The 2,306-nt window shown below is 72.7% G+C and carries 3 protein-coding genes; 1 reads left to right on the top strand and 2 read right to left on the bottom strand.

The genetic code is table 11. The annotated features are described in order from the left end of the window. Positions 1 to 113: 113 nt before the first annotated feature. Complete coding sequence (locus tag ACWFR3_RS46720) at positions 114 to 353, bottom strand: DUF5133 domain-containing protein (RefSeq protein ID WP_453740805.1); 240 nt, start codon at positions 351 to 353, stop codon at positions 114 to 116. 110 nt (positions 354 to 463) lie between these two features. After that, complete coding sequence (locus ACWFR3_RS46715) at positions 464 to 1,384, bottom strand: LysR family transcriptional regulator (RefSeq protein WP_453740804.1); 921 nt, start codon at positions 1,382 to 1,384, stop codon at positions 464 to 466. Between the two features lie 73 nt (positions 1,385 to 1,457). On the opposite strand from ACWFR3_RS46715, the gene ACWFR3_RS46710 reads away from it, so the two are divergent. After that, a partial coding sequence (locus ACWFR3_RS46710; protein ID WP_453740803.1) for an EamA family transporter occupies positions 1,458 to 2,306 on the top strand: 849 nt, incomplete at its 3' end.

Genomic DNA, 2,306 nt, shown 5'->3' with positions numbered 1-2,306 from the left:
GGCATTGGGGTGCGGCCGACCGGCGCCTTCCCAGACCTGGACCCAGACGCGAACCCAGAGCGAGACGGGCGGCACCCCCCGCGGGATGCCGCCCGTCTCGGCTGATCAGCGGGTCATCGCAGGGCGTCGGCCGAAAGGAGTGAGTCGTCGGCGGGGCGGGCGCCGGGCAGTTGATGGCTCGCGGCCACCAGGGCGGCGTCGATGTCGCTGGTGCCGGTGGCCAGGCACAGGCTGTAGGCGACGTCCTCGTACTCCTGGCGGCTTTCGGGGCTTCCCCGGTCGGCCCGCAGGACGGCCAGGGCCTTGTAACGCTCCATCAGGTCGTCCAGGACCACGGGGTGAGCCAGCAGCATGAGAATCCTTTCAGGTCGTGCTCAGGTCGTGCGATGCGACCATCGCTTCGCCCGTGTGCCCCTGGCAACGAAGATCAATCCGCGGTGAGACGACGCTCACGCCGGCTCGCTCAGGACGCCACCGGCGCCGCGGTGTGGGCCGTGGCCGCCTCGCGCAGAGCGTGCAGTGCGGCCGCCACCAGAGGATGGGCCGCGCTGCCGCGCCGCACGGCGGTCAGGAACCGGCGCGTGGGAACCGGCGTGCCCCGCAGCGGGACCCGGACGACCGCGTGCCGGGGGAGCGGCACGACCCTCGGCATGAGACAGACGCCGAAGCCCTCGGCGACGAGGGAGGAGACGGCGTACCACTCCTTGACCTGATGGGTGATGCGGGGCGTGAAGCCGGCCGCCGTGCACGCGGCCGTCACCAGCGGGTAGGTGTCGTTGTTCGCCGTCTTCACGATCCACGACTGCGCGGCGGCTTCCGAGAGTTCGACCCCCTCGGGCCGGGCGAGCCGGTGTCCCTCGGGGACCAGCAGGTCCTGGCGGTCGGTCAGGAGCGGCGTCTGCTCGAAGCGGGCGTCCGTGACGGGCGGCGCTTCAGGGCCGGGCAGTACCAGGGCCAGGTCCGTCTCGTCCGCGAGCAGCATCCGGTAGCACTCGGTGCTCTCCTCCTCGACGAGCAGCGATTCCACCTGCGGGTGCGTCTCGCGCAGCCGGGCGGCGGCCGGAGCACCGAGCGCGGCAAGCGCCGATGACACCCCGCAGATCCGCAGCGTGCCCGCGGTGCCCGACCCCTGCAGGGCAAGCTCCGCCCGGGCCGCCTCCCACTGCACCCGCAGCGCGTCCGCGTGCCGGAGCACGACCTGCGCGGCCGGTGTCAGGCGCACGCGCCGCCCCTCGGGCCGCAGCAGCTCCACCCCCAGATCACGTGCCAGCAGCCGCAGTTGCTGGGAGACGGCCGAGGGAGTCAGATGCAGTGCCCCGGCGGTCGCGGTGACCGTGCCGTGCTCGGCGAGCGCCTGCAGGACGTGCAGCCGGTGGTCAATCATGAAGGCGAGCCTAAACGGTTAGCCGCGTTTTCTTTTGCTGGACGTGCACGATCGCGGTACGGAGCCTGGACGCATGACGAAGCTTCTGGCCGCCGGGCTTTCCGCTGCCGTGATACCCGCTCCGGCGCTGATGCTCGGCAGCGTGCTGAGCCTGCAGTTCGGGCAGGCCCTGGGCAAGCAGCTCGCAGGCGCGGTCGGCGCGCCGGGAGCCGTGACCCTGCGCCTGTGTCTTGCCGCGGTGCTTCTGCTGCTCCTCCACCGGCCCTCGCTGCCGCGCACCCGTAAGGACGCGGCGCTGGTCCTGGCCTTCGGGACGGCCATCGCCGGGATGAACCTGATCTATCCCGCACTGCTCCTGCTGCCCCTCGGCCTTGCCAGCGCCCTGCAGCTCCTGGGGCCGATCATGCTGGCCGTGCTGACCTCGCGGCGCAGGCGTGACGTGGGCTGTGCGGCTCTTGCCGGATGCGGGGTGTGGCTCTTCCACGTGCCCCACGGCTCCGGTTCCTCGCTGCCGGGAGTGCTGCTCGCCCTGGCCGCGGGTGCGGCCATGGCCCTCTACCTGCTGCTGAGCAAGAAGGCGGGGGCCCGGAGCACGGGTGGCGGCCCGCTGGCACTGGCGGTGACCTGGGCGGCGGTACTGACGCTCCCGCTGGGTCTGGCGGGCCCGGGTACCGGGCTCCTCACTCCGCGGGTTCTGCTGCTCGGGACCGCCCTTGCCGTGCTGTCGGCGGTCATTCCCTACTCCCTGGAGCTGGCGGCCCTCAGGAGGCTGCCGGTACGGACGGTGAGCGTCCTGACCAGCCTGGAACCCGCGAGCGCGGGCCTTGCGGGCGTACTGGTCCTGGGCGAGGACCTGGGTCCGGTGCAGTGGGCGGCCCTGGTGTGCGTCGGCGCGGCGAGCGCCGGGGTGGTGGCCCCGCGC

This window comes from Streptomyces sp. NPDC055189 (assembly GCF_053606765.1).
The sequence above is the reverse complement of the archived record's forward strand: the minus strand, read 5'-3'. Positions and strand labels throughout refer to the sequence as shown.